The following is a 16,705-nucleotide window of genomic DNA, read 5'->3' as shown; positions in this document are numbered from 1 at the left end:
AAACTAAAAGGGAACCAGAATAAATGACGTCAAAAGGGGATTTTTTTATGAGTAAAGAAATGACAGCGCTAAAATTTTATTTCCGAAACGGCGAAACGTGGACGATCAATCGTCGCCATATTGGTGATTTGTGGATCAAACAAATAACAACGAGTTTTGGACGAATCAATGGTAGTGAATTTATGGAAATCCATCCTTGTGCTGGATTTAAGATCGAAATTTTTCACGAAGGTGATTCCGTAGCAACTCACGACATCAACTTAGGTGGATTAGAGATGGGCATGTTCAACCGTGCATTAAAATATGAAGATATTGAACGGATGGAGATTCTTTATCGCAATGGTACACCTGACCTAGTTTATTTCCCTTATCTTGATAAAGGAACAGAAGGATTGGATAATCAATACCAATCAACTAAAATCAGTGAAAAAACAGGTAATTTATACATCGTGATCAATCCGGATCAACGTGTTGAAGATATCTATGGCGAGTTTTTTGAATAAAACCAAAGTTTAATGGATAGCTGAGAAAGGAGCGGAAATGGTTTCCCAGCTCCTTTTTTGGTGTGTTTTCCGCACTTGATATTTTCTTCCATTTGGAATAGAATGAGTTTCTGAAATTCAAGCAAACTTATTCTTCGAATCCAGCTGAACTTGTCTAATGAAGGAGAATCCTTTTCCTTTTAACGTTCAGTGTTTCATGAAGATCAAGTTTGCATTTAGGAGATCTTAAAAATGAGGAAGAGCTTTGAAGAACAAAAGAAACTGTTGCATGATCGTTATGGTGCGTTTTCAATGGAAGATCGTCGGCAAATCCTTTGTAAGCTGCGGAAGAAAAATATCATCATGTACCGTCAGCTTGAGCGATTGAAACATGATTTGCTACGTTTAGAATCAAAGCGAGTACAGTGTGAATTAGAAGGAAACAATGTACAAGCAGAAGTGGTAGAAAACAAAATATTGAAGAAAAAAGAACAATTTCTAAAGGTACTCGCTCAAAATAAAAAATAAAGGGGACGGACCATGGAATTTGCTGAGTTAGTGATCGTATTTGCTGTAACGATCACCTTATCTAATATAGCTAGCCGCATTTTACCTATGATCCCAGCTCCACTGATCCAAATATTTCTTGGTATCATCTTAGGCTTAACAGAATGGGGCCAATCGATCAACTTTGAACCAGAACTCTTTCTAGTGATGATCATTGCGCCGTTGCTTTTTCGTGAAGGAGAAAAAGCCGATGTATCCTCGATCCTGAAAAACTTTGATACGATTTTATTTCTGGCTTTTGGAGGGGTAATCCTGACATTAGTCGGGGTTGGTTTCACGCTGTCGTTTTTATTACCCAGCGTGCCATTAGCTGCTTGTTTTGCTTTTGGAGCGGCTCTTGGACCAACCGATGCTGTCGCTGTCAGCTCGCTCTCTGGACGGGTGAATATCCCAAATAAAGCGATGCATATTTTAGAAGGCGAAGGATTATTGAATGATGCTTCAGGTGTTACCGCCTTTCAATTTGCATTAGCTGCATTGATCACGGGCTCTTTTTCTGCAGTCAACGCAGGATTTACACTTGTGTTTTCTAGTATAGGAGGAGCCGTCGTTGGCTTTTTACTTGTCTGGGTCAAACGAAAAGTAATTAATCTGATTGAGAAGGCTTCTGCCAGAGATGTGACAGGTTACTTGTTAATTGAATTGCTATTACCGTTTTTAGCGTATGTTTTAGCAGAAGTATTTGATGTTTCAGGGATTATTGCCGCAGTAGTAGCTGGGGTATTGCAAGCTTCGGGATTTAGAAAAATCTCGGTGTTTGATGCGGAGTTATCAAGTTTGTCCGATAGTACATGGACAACAATCACATTTACGCTGAATGCGTTAGTTTTTATCTTTTTAGGAATCGAATTAACCCAAGTATTTTCTCCAGTTTGGGGAGATGGGCTTTATTCAAATTGGTTGCTGTTAATCACGATTTTGTTGATCTCAATGATCTTATTTATGATTCGCTTTGTTTCGATCAGTCTTTTTTATTTATTTAAATATAAAGGAAAAGAATTCAAGGAACAATTGAATGAGATTTTGATTTTAACTTTTGGTGGTGTGAAAGGAACGGTTAGTTTAGCAACGATTTTCATCTTACCTTTTACGATTAACCAAATGATTTTTTATCAGCGCTCTTTATTATTATTTTTGACGGCAGGAGTTATTTTGGTAACGCTGATCGTAGGCATCGTGGTTTTACCCCTGTTGACAGAAACGGAAGAGGTAGTGAAAACAGATTTGAATGCTTTAATGATCCTAGAAGAAGTCATTGAAGTATTGAAATCTGAAATCAAAACGTTAGATAAAGATTCAAAAGAATATTTAGCAACTGAAGCAGTGATCGAAAACTATCAAGAGCGTATCCGTGATCTTTATTTAAAAGATCTTTCTGATGATGAAAAGCAAGAAGTACAAGAAATTCAAGCATTGATTTTATCCATCGAACGTGATGGGTTAGATAAAAGTTATCGTTCTGATAAGCTTTCCTCAAATGGCTATCGTTTTTATTCACGATTTCTTGCTAATTTTGAACACTCTATTACTAGTCAGGTACTGTCGTTTGTCGGCTTCTGGTTTATTTTTGTTCGACGGTTGATTCGGATCATCTTACATCCCAAAATGTTCTGGCAACGACAAAAATCAGATCGAAAGACACTGATTTCTGAAAAAGATATTCAAGAAATTCGGGAAACCTATCAAAAAAACACACAATTGATCATTGAGAGTTTAGAAAACCTAACCGATGTTTATGATGAAACAATGGTCAACTTTTTCATCCAACAACGAAAAATGGAAGGCATCAAAATGGCTTCAGGAAATTTGATCTCCTTTTGGATGATCCAACAAGACAGTCTTTATTCTAAAAAAATGTTACGTGGCTATTACTTAGAGCGCAAAATCGTTGATGAGTATGAAGAAGCTGAGAAAATCACAACTTTTTCTGCTAATAGTTATCGGAAAAATATTAATTTACTGGAATCTTATACTATGAATAAGCCAGTTGATGATTTTTCATTTAAATTCGCATTGCGGGCAAGAAAACGTTCGCTTCCGGCTAAAAAAGTTGAGTAAGTGCTCAGCGTGATCAAATCTGGGTCAGAATGAACCTCATTCTGTCTCAGATTTTTTGTTATTTCACGTTGATTCATTGATGGTATGAATGATAACCCATGGTATAGTTTACTCTTGCAGCAAAAAGGCATACCAGTAAGTTTGTCCTTAGGTAGAGTCCAAACCCCAACAACATCTATGATTTACCAATTGCAAGAAAAGATCAGGAAAGTCAAGAAAAACCTTACTTTGAAGGAAAAGCCCAGATAATCGCTTAAAACGGAGAGTTTTGTGCCAAGCTTGATCCGAATGAAACTCAAATCACATAAGAAGCATTTGAAGCGTATTTAAAAGAAAATGGCTTTCAATTAGCAAAACAGCTTTAGTGATAGTAGAAGAGACTGAGACAAGTTTTGTCCCAATCTCACAAATGACAATAGATTCTTCAATTTAATTAGCTAACTAGTTTTAGCCCAATCACAGAAAATAAAATAATAATCATGGAAGCAAATTGCAGCCAGTTCATTTTTTCTTTAAATAAAAATACTCCAAGGATCATTGAACCAATGGAACCAAAAGCTACCCAAATACTATAGCTAACCCCAGCTTCTAATGTATTCATTGAATGCGATAAAAGGAGTAAACTAGAGGCTGCAGAAATAATAGTTATAATACTCCAATTTATTTTTTTAAATCCGTGTGAATTTTTAAGAGAAAAGACCATTATGATCTCTGCTATTCCTGCTAGTATAAGATAAAGTATATCCACAGATTATTCCTCCTTTGTTGTGATTTTTAGACCCAAAATTCCTATAACTAATAATGCAGAAAACAATATTTTTTGCACAGATACACTTTCATTTAGAAATAAAATACCAAAAATGATTGTTCCAACTGCACCTATTCCAGTAAACACTGTATATGCTGCTCCAGTAGGTAAGCTTTCCATACCTTTAGCAAATAAATAAAAGCTAATAACAACGAGCAAAATCGTCAAAATGGAATAGAAAAAATGATGGAAATTCTCTGATTTTTTTAAACAAAGTACCCAAAAAATTTCTAAAAAACCTCCGAAGATAACGTAAAACCAGTTCTTCTCCATTTCGTACCTACTTAAGAAAAATTAGATATCAGAAAACAAAAAAGGGATTGGATAAGAGTAATCTTATCCAATCCCTTAGGATCCTCCGATATTCGAAAAAAATTGTAATATATTTTTCTATTAATGTAAAGAAGATATTTCTTCTAGTCTCAAAAAATCAAGTAAAGTATACTATGTTGGACTTCCACATTATAAAATCAATAGGATAAATGACAGTTATTTTTCAAGATTTTCTTCACCTTTCTAATCGTTATAAACTAATAAAAGCATCGTTCATAACGTCTATTCTTAATTTAATGACATAATTCATTGATTGTCCATCAGACTATCACTATAAAAAATAAATTCAAAAATCATCAAAAAAAAGTAAAATAGAAAAATTTTTTTAGTTAATATTAAAACTTAGATAATCATTCAAGGAGTTGTTAGACATTGAAATTAGTTGACTTAAGTATCACTATAGAAAATGATTTGCCCAGTGATCCAGAGGAAATGATACCTAAAATTTCATATATTGATCATGAACAAAGCGTCAACGATATGCTTCGTTTCTTTGGAACAGCAAAAAAAGAACACTTGCCTGCTGGTTTAGCATGGGCGATCGAAAAAATTCACTTGACTACGCATTCAGGTACTCATTTAGATGCTCCTTATCACTACCATCCAACAATGGATAAAGGTAAGCCAGCTTGGACAATTGAGCAAATTCCTCTTGATTGGTGTTACGGTAATGGTGTTGTATTTGATTTTTCAAACAAACCAGACGGATATCGATTAGAAATCGAGGATTTTAAAGAAGCTTTAGATGCGATGGACTATCGATTAAAAGAAAAGGACATTGTTTTAATTCGGACTGGAGCGGATCAATATTGGGGAACATCAAATTACTTAATCAGTGGGTGCGGTGTAGGAAGAGAAGCAACTTTATGGCTACTCGAACAAGGAATAAAAGTGGTAGGTACCGATGCTTGGTCATGGGACAGACCTTTACCATTCATTGCAAAAGAATTTGATAAGACCGGAGACCCTTCACTTATTTGGGAAGGGCATTTTGCAGGAATCGAGAAATCTTATTGTCAGCTTGAAAAATTAACCAGTCTTGATCAATTACCTTCCACGGGGTTTAAAATCAGTTGTTATCCGATAAAAATTAAAAATGCTAGTGCTGGTTGGGTTAGAGCAGTAGCTATAATCGAATAATTAACATCTTTCTAATTATTTTTTATAATAGGAACGTTATAGATAGTCAAAACATAAAATTTTTTTTATTTTATAGATACAAAAAAAGCACACTCCTTTGATTTTTGTTTAGGCACTTTAATCATACAAGGTTGTGTGCTTTTTGTGTACCTTAAAAAAATGAGGCAATAATCAGATTTTTTCTAACTATTATCCCACTCTAATGAAAAAATCAACACTATCTTATTTTCTCCCTTTATTTTGTCTAAGATGACAATAGAAAAATATCCGTAATTAAATTATTTTATGATACAATAACCAAGATGAGGAGGGAATGGATTGAAAGAATTAAAAGTAACTGACCTCAATAAAACGTATGGTGAAAAAGAACTATTTAACCAGATTTCTTTTTTGATCCACGAAAAAGACCGAATCGGTTTGATTGGAACTAATGGAACTGGAAAAACAAGTTTATTAAATATTTTAGCAGGTATCGACAGTGGGGATGGAGATCGACCAACAGTTTTTTATCCGAATGATTATCGAATTGGATATTTGTCACAGACAACCGAATTTTCTGATGAATTGACTGTACTTCAAGCGGTTTTTCAAGGAAATAGTCCATTAATCCGTACCGTGAGAGAATATGAGGAAGCTTTGCTTGTATTAGCTGAGAATGGCGAGGACGAGAGCGTTCAGAGACGTTATGCCAAGGCAGAAGAACAAATGAACAAAGAAGATGCTTGGACCACAGATACAAATGCTAAGATTATCTTACAAAAATTAGGCATCAGTGAATTAGATAAAAAGATTGGCGCACTATCAGGTGGACAAAAAAAACGTGTAAGTTTAGCACAAGTCCTAATCGATGAGCCTGATTTATTATTATTAGATGAACCCACGAACCACTTGGATTATGAAGCGATTGAATGGTTAGAAAATTACTTAAAACAGTATCGTGGATCGTTATTAATGGTCACCCATGATCGTTATTTCTTGGATCGAGTGACGAATCGCATTTTTGAACTATCATTTGGACAACTACACGAGTATCGAGGGAATTATGAAGCTTATATTTTAGAAAAAGCTGAAAGAGATCGTGTGGAAGTGGAACAAGAAGAAAAACGAAAGCGCCTGTACAAACAAGAATTAGCCTGGATGAGAGCTGGAGTTCAAGCACGCGGAACGAAGCAACAAGCACGCATCAATCGTTTTGAGGATCTTAAAGAAAACTTGTATCAAGTCAATCATGAAGCAGACCTCGAATTGAATATCGCAACGAAACGTTTAGGAAAAAAAGTATTAGAGATCAAAGATGGAACATATGCTATTGAAGGGAAATTGCTGATCAACCATTTAGATTTGTTGATTCAATCACGAGAACGTTTAGGGATCACTGGGAAAAATGGTGCCGGTAAATCAACCTTACTGAATATTTTAGCGGGACGTATTCCTTTAGATAATGGTACGTTTACGGTTGGTGAGACTGTTCGTATCGCCTACTATACACAAGAAAATGAAGAGATGAATCCCGAAAAACGCATGATTGCTTATTTGCAAGAAGCAGCTGAAGAAGCTCAAACGGCAGAAGGTATGCAAATTGGTGTGGCTGAATTATTGGAAAGATTTTTATTTCCTCGATTTATGCATGGTACATTGATCAAAAAATTATCTGGTGGCGAAAAACGTCGACTATATCTATTGAAATTGCTGATCCAACAACCTAATGTTTTACTCTTGGATGAACCAACGAATGATTTAGATATCGCCACACTGACCATTTTAGAAGATTATTTCAAGAGTTTCCCAGGTGCCGTGATTACTGTATCACATGACCGTTATTTCTTAGACAAAGTAGCAGAAAAATTATTAGTTTTTCAAGGAAATGCTAAGCAAAAATTATATTATGGGGATATGTCGAGTTATTTATTGACACAAAAAGATGTAGCGCCTTTAGGTAAAGAAAAAATGAATGAACCAACGAAGCCGGCTGCTGACGGTAAAAAGGAAACAAAAAAGAAACTTTCTTATTTAGAGCAAAAAGAATGGGAAACGATCGAAGATGAAATTGCTGAATTAGAAGAACAGATTTCAGAGCTACAAGAAGAAATGAATCATCAAGGAGATAACTTTACTCGTTTACAAGAATTACAAGCAAACGTTTCACAAGCAGAAAGCAAATTAGATGAGAAAATGGCTCGTTGGGAATACTTAAGCGAATGGGTAGAAGACTAGGAGGAATAAAATGGAGCAAGCATATCTTGATTTAGGCAGGAAACTACTAGAAGAAGGACATGAAAAAGGCGACCGAACAGGCACCGGTACACGCAGCATTTTTGGCTATCAAATGCGGTTCGACCTACAAAAAGGATTTCCATTATTAACAACGAAACGGGTTCCTTTTGGGTTGATTAAGAGTGAATTGTTATGGTTTTTAAAAGGGGATACGAATATCCGTTATCTTTTACAAAATAACAATCATATCTGGGATGAATGGGCATTTGAACGATATATCAAAAGTGATGAATACCATGGGCCAGATATGACTGATTTTGGCCATCGAAGCATCTCTGATCCTGAGTTTAATAAACAATATCAAGAACAAAGTCAGCTATTTTGTGAAAGAATTTTAACTGATGACGCATTTGCTGAAAAATATGGCGATTTAGGTCACATCTATGGGTACCAGTGGCGCCATTGGGAAACGAAAGATGGTGGGTTTATCGATCAAATCAAGGAAGTGGTCGAAGCAATCAAAAAAACACCTGATTCAAGACGTTTGATCGTGTCTGCTTGGAATCCAGAAGATGTTCCTAGTATGGCGTTACCGCCTTGCCACACGATGTTTCAATTTTATGTTCATGATGGTCGTTTAAGTTGTCAATTGTATCAACGGAGTGGTGATGTATTTCTAGGTGTGCCTTTCAATATTGCCAGTTATGCTTTGTTAACCCATCTGATTGCGCATGAAACTGGATTAGAAGTTGGTGAATTTATCCATACTTTAGGTGATGCTCATCTCTATTCAAATCATGTGGAACAAATGAAAGAACAACTTTCAAGAGAAATGCGTGCGTTTCCTAAAATAGTTTTAAATACAGAAAAAAATCTGTGTTTGACTTTGAAATGGATGATATCAAGGTTGAAGGCTATGAACCTCATCCAGCAATCAAAGCGCCAATCGCAGTATGAACACAGAAAGGATGATGAAATGTTAGCTGCTATCTGGGCACAAGATGAAAATGGGTTGATCGGTAAAGAAGACCAACTGCCTTGGCGATTACCCAATGATCTGAAGTTTTTTAAACAAATGACTGAAGCAAACACTTTAGTTATGGGAAGAAAAACATTTGAAGGTATGGGAAGTCGTCCGTTGCCTAACCGTCAAACAATCGTGATGACAAGAGATCGTGATTACCAAGCTGACAATGTCATGGTTATGCACGAGATTGAAGAAGTATTGGACTATGCAAAGGAAAACGATGGCATTTTGTTCGTTGCGGGAGGATCAGCTATTTATAAAGAATTTCTTCCTTTTTGTTCGGTGCTGTATCGTACAGTCATCCATCATTCTTTTATAGGGGATACTTATTTTCCAGAAGTTGATTGGGATCAATGGTCATTAATCAATATCAGCCAAGGGGAGATGGACGAAAAAAATCCTTATGCCCATCAATTTGAAACATATCAACGAAAAAGAAAATAAATAACCAATGAAAAAAGGTATTTCCTGAAAGCTTGTTTAGCACATTTTGGGAAATATCTTTTTTAATAAAGTTGAAAGGATCAATACCACATCTTTGGATGAAAACGGAATCGTTCGTAGAGGTATTTAATGAAAAAACGTCTGTTGTCTGTTATACTTAAAAAAGAAATTGCCTTTATTAGTACTTGTTGTAAACCAAAAGGCATCTTGTTAAAGGAAGAGTGAGATAGTATGACAAATGTAAAAATCGTAACAGATTCTTCTTGTACAATGGAAAAAAGTGTGCGAGATAACTTAAATATCCAGGTGATGCCACTAGCTATCATGATCGATGGCGTGGTCTATCCTGATGACGATCAATTAGGTGGAGAAAAATTCATGGATATGATGGCTCAAGCTAAATCATTACCAAAAACGAGTCAACCGCCAATCGGTGAATTTATTTCAACCTATGATCAACTTGGCGAAGATGGCAGTGAAGTTATCTCGATCCATATGACTAAAGGATTGAGTGGAACGGTTGAAGCGGCCCGTCAGGCAAGCAATCTGACTAAAACGAAAGTGACTGTCATCGATAGTGATACAACCGATCAGGGGCTGTCCTTCCAAGTAATCCGCGCTGCTGAACTTGCACAAGCAGGAAAAAGTGCTGATGAGATTCTTGAAGAAATCAAAAAAGTACAAGAAAATACAAAATTATATATTGGGATCTCTACATTAGATAACTTAGTCAAAGGTGGGCGCATTAGCCGAGCAACTGGTTTATTGTCAAGTGTATTGAACATACGTGCTGTGATGAATTTCACTCATGGAGAGTTGATCCCAGTTGCTAAGGGTCGAGGAAAGAAAACCTTTGACAAATGGTTCAATAATTTGAAGAAAGAATTAAAAGAGCTACCAAATGTTCGTCAAATTGGGATCTCTCATGCAGATGCTCAAGAGCTTGCTCAAGAATTTAAAGAAGGACTACAAGAATTATTTCCTGATATGACGATTCCTGTTCTACACACGAATCCAGTTATTGCAACACATACGGGGAAAAACGCCTTTGCAATCATGTATTACGTTGACTAAATCAAGAGGATAAATCATTGGTCAGTTAGCCATTGATTTTATCCTTTTTTTCTTTATAATAATTCTTATTTTTTTCAGAAACACTACCTTTTTATTTTAATTTTTGATAACATAAGAAACAATCGAATAATATGAGGTGAATGATATGAAATTAACAAAACGACAACTATTGCTCGTTTTGTTCCCATTACTTATCGCTATATTTGTATATTTAGGACTATCTTTATCGATTCCAAAAGCTAAACCGCTATTAAAACCAGCAGCGACAGTTAGTCAAAAGACGGATCAAAAAGAAAAAATCCATTATGTAGCTATCGGCGATTCGTTAACTGAAGGAATAGGAGATCAAACGAAACAAGGTGGTTTTGTTCCATTAGTAGCCAACGATTTAAAAGATCGCTATGATCTGACTGCTGTTGAAATTGAAAACTATGGGGTAAACGGTGAACGGAGCGATCAAATTTTAAAACGGCTCAAGAAAAATTCAGAGATTCAAACAAACATTAAATCAGCTGACTTTATCACTTTGACAGTGGGCGGAAATGACTTAATGAAAGTGATTCAAAACGATCTATTTGGGATCAGTATCCAATCATTTAAGCGACCATTACAAAAGTATCAGAAAAATGTTGAACAACTGATAGAAGAAATTAGGAAGTTAAATGGTCACGCACCGGTTTACATCTTAGGTATTTATAATCCATTCTATTTGAATTTCCCTGAGATTAAAGACATGCAGACGATTGTGAACAACTGGAATGCTGGGACTGAGTCTGTTGTCAAAAATGCGGACAACTGCTATTTTATCCCAATCAATGATTTGCTATATCAAGGGTTAAACCAAAAAGTTGGCGTAACTGAAGAAGGAACGAATCAGTCAAGTACTAGCGAAAGTACGTCAAATAGCAAAAATAATGTATTGTATGAAGAAGATCATTTTCATCCTAATAACTTAGGCTATCAATTGATGGCAAATGCTGTACGAGATGAATTAATTGAAACGCAAGACCAATGGTTGCCAAGGGAGGATCAGAAATAATGGAAAAACGCTCAAAAAAGGTTTCGACACAAACGAATACTGAAATTCAAAAGAAAAATTATTGGAAATGGGCTTTTTTGATCCTTTTAGGGGTTGTTCTTGGATCAAGCATCTTTTTAGGCACTCGGATTTTTGCGAATCGAGAACCGGATTTTGCTAAGGTGCCAGCGATCACCCAAAGACAAGGAGATCCAGTCTTGACCATCAACACCAATAAAGAAAAGGTCAATCAAATGATCAGTTTTTTCTTGACAGATTATCAAAAAGACCAAGGTATTCAATATAAATTTTATCTTGAAAATGAAGCGATGTTGAATGGTACGTTTGAAGTATTAGGATTTCCAATCAACTTTTATCTGTACTTTGATCCATATGTGATGGAAAATGGAAATGTCCAATTAAAAGCGAAAAGTCTTTCGATCGGCACATTGAGTTTACCGATCAAAGATATCATGAATATGATCAAGCGAAATTATAAGTTGCCTGATTGGATTGAAATCAATACGGATGATTTGACGATCATGCTACGTTTAGATCGCTTCCGTATGCAAAATGGTATGTACATCAAAGCAGATAAAATTGATTTAGTGAATGATGACATTCGTTTTAGTCTATATCTACCTAAAGAAACTGGGGAAAAGACAACGAGCAATAAAACGACAAAGAATACTGATACCACCGACACGAGTGTAACGAAGTAAACAGTGGGTCATTGACGGGAGAGAGAAGGATGGAAAGAGCAATTTTTGCTGGAGGATGCTTTTGGTGTATGATTCAGCCCTTTGATACGCTACCAGGGATTCATACGATCATGTCTGGCTATACAGGTGGACATGTGCCATCTCCAACCTATGAACAAGTCAAATCTAAAACGACTGGTCATACAGAAGCGGTAGAGATCATCTATGATCCAGAGAAAATATCATATCAAGAATTAGTGGAAATTTATTGGCAGCAAACCGATCCAACGGATGCATTTGGACAATTTGAAGATCGTGGCGAGAATTATCGGCCGGTTATTTACTTTACGACAAATGAACAGAAGAGAATCGCGGAAGAAAGTAAAAATCGATTAGCGGCTAGTGGTCGGTTTACAAAACCGATCGTGACCACGATTGAAAAAGCACAACCATTTTATTTGGCTGAGCCAGAGCATCAAGATTATTATAAAAAAAATCCTGAAAATTTTGAGCGAAACCATGCAAGAAGAGCGGCTTTCGTCAAAGAAAACTGGGAGGAAAGAATGTGAATCAAAGCTTCTATCATTATTTAATGACTCTTCGTGGCGGTAAACAAGCAGATCAACAGTCTGTTTTCGCCACAGAAGCAGGAAAAGATATCCAGTTTCCTAAACATAGTACGAGTTATGAAGAAATTTCCGATTATCTAGAATTGAATGTGGATTATTTGTCATCTATGGATATATTTGATGAGGTGTGGGAAAAATATTTAGAAAACAGCCATTGATTCTGCGTTTGTTTTCTTCATTTTTTAGAAAAGATCAAAGAGAAAACATCTAGTCGCATTTTTTGGTTTTTTTTCTATAATAGAGAAAGAACGATAACCTTGAGAGTGGAATGATGGATATTGACAAAAAAACAACGCTATATCGACCGTTTTTGGCTTATAATCAAATATGTACTTTGCTCCATCTTGATCGTTTTTATTTTAAGAGGATTTCTTCTTATTCCAGTGCCAGTGGAAGGTAATTCGATGGAAAACGTCTTGAAACAAGGTGACATGGTTGTAATGGAAAAATTTTCTGAAATCAGACGGTTTGACGTAGTTGTTTTTCAATTGGCTGATGGAACGATTTATATCAAACGAGTGATCGGGTTGCCAGGAGAGACAATTAGCTATGAGAATGATCAGCTGAAAGTGAATGGAAAAGTGGTCGAAGAACCTTTTCTAACGAAAAATAGAAAGTCAGATCATGAAAGTAGTCCTTATACAACGGACTTTACTCTGGAAGAATTAACGAATAAGACAAAGCTGCCAGCCGACAGTTACTTTGTTTTAGGGGACAATCGACGTGTTTCGAAAGACAGTCGCTCCTTTGGTATGATTACAGGAAGCGAAATATTGGGTAAGGCTCGCTTTGTTTACTATCCTTTGAACGAGATAAAATGGATTGGGTAAAGAAAAGAGATCATTCAGGATGATTTCAAGGCGCTAATGCCACCGCTAATTTGTTTTAGAGTGAAGAGGGAAGCGACCTCCAAAAGTTAGATTTTCTGTTCTAACTTTTGGAGGTCGCTTTTTTACTTGATTAAAATAGTACAATTAAGATATAAAATGAACTAATTTCTTGCCATTTTATGTTCTAAAAGAGATGATAGGAGAAAAAGTAAGAAGGGATAAAAGTGCGCTATCATATCATGGAAAGTTTAGATATTCGGAGAAATCTAGCAACAGAGGAATATCTTATGAACAATTTTGACAGTGATGAACCTTTGTTTTTATTATATATTCAAAAACCTTGTGTGATTATTGGACGAAACCAAAATAGTTATGAAGAAATCGATCTCAAGTATTTAAGGGAAAAAAACGTGACACTCACTCGGCGAACCTCAGGTGGAGGAGCTGTATATGATGACTTAGGAAATCTAAGCTTTAGCTTTGTGACCAGCAAAAATGCAATGAAATTTGGTGAATATGAATCCATTACCTCGCCTATTATCACAGCATTAAGAAAAATGGGCGCAACCAAAGCAGAAGTTGGTGGACGTAATGATATGTATATCGAAGGAATGAAATTTTCTGGTAATGCCATGTATACTAAAAAAAATCGGTTATACTCACATGGTACATTAATGTATGATGTTGATTTGTCCGTTCTTGATAAAATTTTGACGGTTTCCAAAGAGAAAATTGAGTCTAAAGCAACGAAATCAGTAAAAAAAAGTGTGACGAATCTGAAACCATTTTTAAAAGAAAAATATCAATTTGAAAAAACCGCTGACTTTAGAGATGCACTGATTTGTGAAGTCTATCAGGTCGATGATCTGCAAGAAATTGAAGATAAAAGGGTAGATTTGACGAAGAAAGATGAACAAAACATTGAACAAATCGTCCAGAATCGTTATGCTAATGATGATTGGGTCTATGGTGAAACACCAAGGTTTTCGGTGAAACGCAGAATCAGGCTCCCCAAAGTTGGAATTGTGGACGTCCGTTTGTCGACACTGCATGGGAGAATCAATGAGATTCGTTTTTATGGTGATTTTTTTGGACAAAAAGATGTAAGTATTCTTGAACAACAATTACTTGGTCAAAAATTTATTTATGAAGAAATAAAAAACGCATTAAATGATATGACTGTTTCAGATTATATCTTTCATTTTAATAACGAAGATCTACTAGCACTACTATTTTAGTCAAACAAGCCAAAATAAGTGCATAGGAGACCAAGATAATTTATCTAAAAAGCCTTCCATCTGTTTTTCTAATGGAGGGCTTTAAAAAATTTACATTTTCATCCAGACAGGCTCTAATGTATTTCCATCTAAATCTTGGACTTCAAGTGAAAACATTTCTTCTTCAGACATGCCCATATCGACTTCATGATAGCTTCCGCCATTTTCTTTCGCCGTATTCGCAAACTTTTTAACTTCATCCGCATTTGCTACACTGAAAGAAATCAAGGCGCCACTTGTTTTTTTATTATCTGCGATTTCTTTGTCTTTTAAGAATTTTTTGTAAAAACCGTGAGAGAGTAACATGATCCAAAATGTGTCGTCCCAAACCACAGCGCTTGCTTCGTCAGTTGAAAATTCTTCATTTTTCTTAAAGCCCAATTTTTCATAAAAAGCAACAGACTTGTCTACATCTTCAACGGGGAAATTAACAAAAACCATACTGTTCATTTGTACCTCTCCTTTCTTTTATCCTATCATCTATTAAAATGTAAACGTCGTCAAAAGATGCGTGCTGAAAGAATTCTTCTTTACAGTTTTATAAACGTTCATTGAATATATTTATCGGCAGAATACTAGAAAAAACGATTAAACCCAATCGAATGTCGTTCATCATTAAAGACAGGAACATTCTTCATTTGAAGAAGCAGGGTACACCTGAATAGGGAGGAAGTATTGAAATGTTTCCTATCTCTTGCAATCTTCTTGCGAAAAAGTGCAACCTCATGGAAAGGAATTGAATATGGTATGCGTACGGCTTAAACTGAGAGTATCAAAGCAAGGAGGAGAAAATTTGAGAATAAAATTTGGAATTGATAATCACATTGCACAGGATACAGTGAAGGTAACTGCCCATTCTTCTTGCGAAAAAACGTGGGGGAGAATAAAAGAAGCTATTCTGACTACGGAGCAAACAATCGTAGTAATTGATGCAAAAACAAATAAGAAAGTTTCCAGGCTATTAAGTGATGTCTCCTCAATCGAGTCAAAAGAACAGATGTGTCATGTCGTTTTTACATCAAATGAGAGGTATCTATTAGCTGTACGGTTAAAAATAGTTGAGAAGCAATTTACAAGTTACGGATTTGTGCGGATCAACATTAGTACGCTGGTTAATCGATCTTTTATTAAAGCTTTTCGTTCTACGGATAATGCACGGGTTGAAATTGAAATGAAAAATGGTTCTAAATTTATTGTGAATCGTCACTATGTAAAAAAATTTAAGGAGATGTGGGTATGAGTAAACAGATAAAACATAATTTTTTTCAAACGTTCTCGTTAAGCAGCATCTGGTTGATATTTATAATAACAAGCTTCTTTGCGAAAGGACAGATGATCCATGTTTATTTTCTTTGGCACGTAATGGGTGTTAGTCTAGTTTGTGCATTAGTCTTTGGTGTGATGTATGATGTGCTTTGGAATCATCTTACGCTGAAACCAGTCAGTAATATTTTGATTGCGACTGTTGGAAATACAGTTGCGGGTTTAGCGATTTTCAATTTGCTTTCATTCAAACTGCCTTTGGCAATTTCACCAATTAATCTTTTGGCAATTTATCTTATTTTAAATTTGATCTTACACACCATTGCTTTTTATCTATACGCAAAAAATGAGAGCAAAAAGCAAGCAAGAGCGTTAAATAAAAAAATAAATAACTCAATCGATTAAACGTTAGAAAGCAAGTTGGAAGTTTTCCACTCATTTTTAACTGAAAAAGGATAATCGATAGTTGATGATTCCAAAATTCAGAATCGATAATAAAGTGAAAAAATATCTAAAATTATATTGAGTAATGGATCACAAAGAAGTCTTAAAGGATGTGTTATCTCATCAATTTGTAGCATGGAGGAATTAAGAACCCAGAGAACGGAAAATGCCAAAATGAGAGTGCGATTAGTAGGGAAATATGATAAAATACGGAACAGGCGCCTTTTTGTTATTTATAATGATGTATTTTCTTTTTATTAATAGTAATAAAAGTACAAAACATGTTTGATAAAGAAAAATACCCTAAGGCGTTGAGATTTAGTATCATGATAGAAGGATTATTCTGCCGAACCACTGATGAATAAAAAGCGGTATCCACTTTAAAAAATTGTAAAG

General features: G+C 35.5%; 18 protein-coding genes and 2 pseudogenes. 17 read left to right on the top strand and 3 right to left on the bottom strand.

Going from position 1 to position 16,705, the window contains the following annotated elements:
- Positions 1 to 47: 47 nt before the first annotated feature.
- From EHR_RS12450 to EHR_RS14580, 4 genes and pseudogenes are all read left to right on the top strand, one after another.
- Positions 48 to 503, top strand: coding sequence for a hypothetical protein (locus EHR_RS12450; protein WP_010751262.1), 456 nt, complete (start codon positions 48 to 50; stop codon positions 501 to 503).
- Positions 504 to 734: 231 nt separating this feature from the next.
- Positions 735 to 1,010, top strand: a complete 276-nt coding sequence (locus tag EHR_RS12445) for a hypothetical protein (protein WP_010719553.1) — start codon at positions 735 to 737, stop codon at positions 1,008 to 1,010.
- A 12-nt stretch (positions 1,011 to 1,022) separates the two neighbouring features.
- Positions 1,023 to 3,107 carry a cation:proton antiporter gene (locus tag EHR_RS12440; protein WP_010737363.1) on the top strand — a complete coding sequence of 695 codons (2,085 nt, stop codon included), beginning with the start codon at positions 1,023 to 1,025 and terminating at the stop codon, positions 3,105 to 3,107.
- Positions 3,108 to 3,188: 81 nt separating this feature from the next.
- Positions 3,189 to 3,412: pseudogene (locus EHR_RS14580) on the top strand (type IA DNA topoisomerase); the annotation flags it as partial.
- Between the two features lie 128 nt (positions 3,413 to 3,540).
- Here the strand turns inward: EHR_RS14580 and EHR_RS12435 are convergent.
- Positions 3,541 to 3,855, bottom strand: a complete 315-nt coding sequence (locus EHR_RS12435) for a DMT family transporter (protein WP_010737364.1) — start codon at positions 3,853 to 3,855, stop codon at positions 3,541 to 3,543.
- Between the two features lie 3 nt (positions 3,856 to 3,858).
- Positions 3,859 to 4,188 carry a DMT family transporter gene (locus tag EHR_RS12430; RefSeq protein ID WP_010737365.1) on the bottom strand — a complete coding sequence of 110 codons (330 nt, stop codon included), beginning with the start codon at positions 4,186 to 4,188 and terminating at the stop codon, positions 3,859 to 3,861.
- Between the two features lie 432 nt (positions 4,189 to 4,620).
- Between EHR_RS12430 and EHR_RS12425 the strand changes: the two genes are divergently transcribed.
- The 11 genes and pseudogenes from EHR_RS12425 (at position 4,621) to EHR_RS12375 (ending at position 14,563) form a co-directional block, all read left to right on the top strand.
- The gene (locus EHR_RS12425) at positions 4,621 to 5,388 is read left to right on the top strand and encodes a cyclase family protein (protein ID WP_010737366.1); all 768 of its coding nucleotides are present in this window, start codon (positions 4,621 to 4,623) and stop codon (positions 5,386 to 5,388) included.
- A gap of 318 nt (positions 5,389 to 5,706) precedes the next feature.
- Positions 5,707 to 7,602: an ABC-F family ATP-binding cassette domain-containing protein gene (locus EHR_RS12420; protein ID WP_010737367.1), complete on the top strand. Its 1,896-nt coding sequence runs from the start codon at positions 5,707 to 5,709 to the stop codon at positions 7,600 to 7,602.
- A gap of 10 nt (positions 7,603 to 7,612) precedes the next feature.
- A pseudogene (locus EHR_RS12415) lies at positions 7,613 to 8,559 on the top strand (thymidylate synthase).
- Positions 8,498 to 9,073 carry a dihydrofolate reductase gene (locus EHR_RS12410; protein ID WP_080593150.1) on the top strand — a complete coding sequence of 192 codons (576 nt, stop codon included), beginning with the start codon at positions 8,498 to 8,500 and terminating at the stop codon, positions 9,071 to 9,073. Before EHR_RS12415 ends, EHR_RS12410 begins: the two are co-directional and overlap by 62 nt.
- A 231-nt stretch (positions 9,074 to 9,304) precedes the next feature.
- The gene (locus tag EHR_RS12405) at positions 9,305 to 10,147 is read left to right on the top strand and encodes a DegV family protein (RefSeq protein WP_010719545.1); all 843 of its coding nucleotides are present in this window, start codon (positions 9,305 to 9,307) and stop codon (positions 10,145 to 10,147) included.
- 145 nt (positions 10,148 to 10,292) lie between these two features.
- Positions 10,293 to 11,186, top strand: a complete 894-nt coding sequence (locus tag EHR_RS12400) for an SGNH/GDSL hydrolase family protein (RefSeq protein WP_010719544.1) — start codon at positions 10,293 to 10,295, stop codon at positions 11,184 to 11,186.
- Positions 11,186 to 11,887 carry a YpmS family protein gene (locus tag EHR_RS12395; protein ID WP_010737370.1) on the top strand — a complete coding sequence of 234 codons (702 nt, stop codon included), beginning with the start codon at positions 11,186 to 11,188 and terminating at the stop codon, positions 11,885 to 11,887. Before EHR_RS12400 ends, EHR_RS12395 begins: the two co-directional genes overlap by 1 nt.
- A 29-nt stretch (positions 11,888 to 11,916) precedes the next feature.
- A complete protein-coding gene (gene msrA / locus EHR_RS12390) occupies positions 11,917 to 12,435 on the top strand; it encodes a peptide-methionine (S)-S-oxide reductase MsrA (RefSeq protein ID WP_010737371.1) in 519 nt (172 codons plus the stop codon).
- Complete coding sequence (locus EHR_RS12385) at positions 12,432 to 12,653, top strand: YozE family protein (protein ID WP_010719473.1); 222 nt, start codon at positions 12,432 to 12,434, stop codon at positions 12,651 to 12,653. The genes msrA and EHR_RS12385 overlap by 4 nt, the downstream gene beginning before the upstream one ends.
- A 120-nt stretch (positions 12,654 to 12,773) precedes the next feature.
- Positions 12,774 to 13,325 (top strand): signal peptidase I, encoded by a 552-nt coding sequence (gene lepB, locus EHR_RS12380; protein ID WP_010737372.1) that lies wholly within the window; start codon positions 12,774 to 12,776, stop codon positions 13,323 to 13,325.
- 224 nt (positions 13,326 to 13,549) lie between these two features.
- Positions 13,550 to 14,563: a lipoate--protein ligase gene (locus tag EHR_RS12375; RefSeq protein ID WP_010737373.1), complete on the top strand. Its 1,014-nt coding sequence runs from the start codon at positions 13,550 to 13,552 to the stop codon at positions 14,561 to 14,563.
- Positions 14,564 to 14,653: 90 nt separating this feature from the next.
- Here the strand turns inward: EHR_RS12375 and EHR_RS12370 are convergent, their stop codons facing one another.
- Positions 14,654 to 15,052 carry a VOC family protein gene (locus EHR_RS12370; RefSeq protein ID WP_010737374.1) on the bottom strand — a complete coding sequence of 133 codons (399 nt, stop codon included), beginning with the start codon at positions 15,050 to 15,052 and terminating at the stop codon, positions 14,654 to 14,656.
- A gap of 343 nt (positions 15,053 to 15,395) precedes the next feature.
- Here EHR_RS12370 and EHR_RS12365 point away from each other — a divergent pair, with 343 nt between their 5' ends.
- Both EHR_RS12365 and EHR_RS12360 read left to right on the top strand, forming a co-directional pair.
- Positions 15,396 to 15,842 (top strand): LytTR family DNA-binding domain-containing protein, encoded by a 447-nt coding sequence (locus EHR_RS12365; RefSeq protein ID WP_010737375.1) that lies wholly within the window; start codon positions 15,396 to 15,398, stop codon positions 15,840 to 15,842.
- Positions 15,839 to 16,270, top strand: coding sequence for a hypothetical protein (locus tag EHR_RS12360; RefSeq protein ID WP_010737376.1), 432 nt, complete (start codon positions 15,839 to 15,841; stop codon positions 16,268 to 16,270). Before EHR_RS12365 ends, EHR_RS12360 begins: the two co-directional genes overlap by 4 nt.
- The last annotated feature ends 435 nt before the right edge of the window (positions 16,271 to 16,705 follow it).

The sequence above is a fragment of the Enterococcus hirae ATCC 9790 genome (assembly GCF_000271405.2).
Taxonomy (GTDB): domain Bacteria; phylum Bacillota; class Bacilli; order Lactobacillales; family Enterococcaceae; genus Enterococcus_B; species Enterococcus_B hirae.
This window is presented reverse-complemented; position numbering and strand designations above follow the sequence as displayed.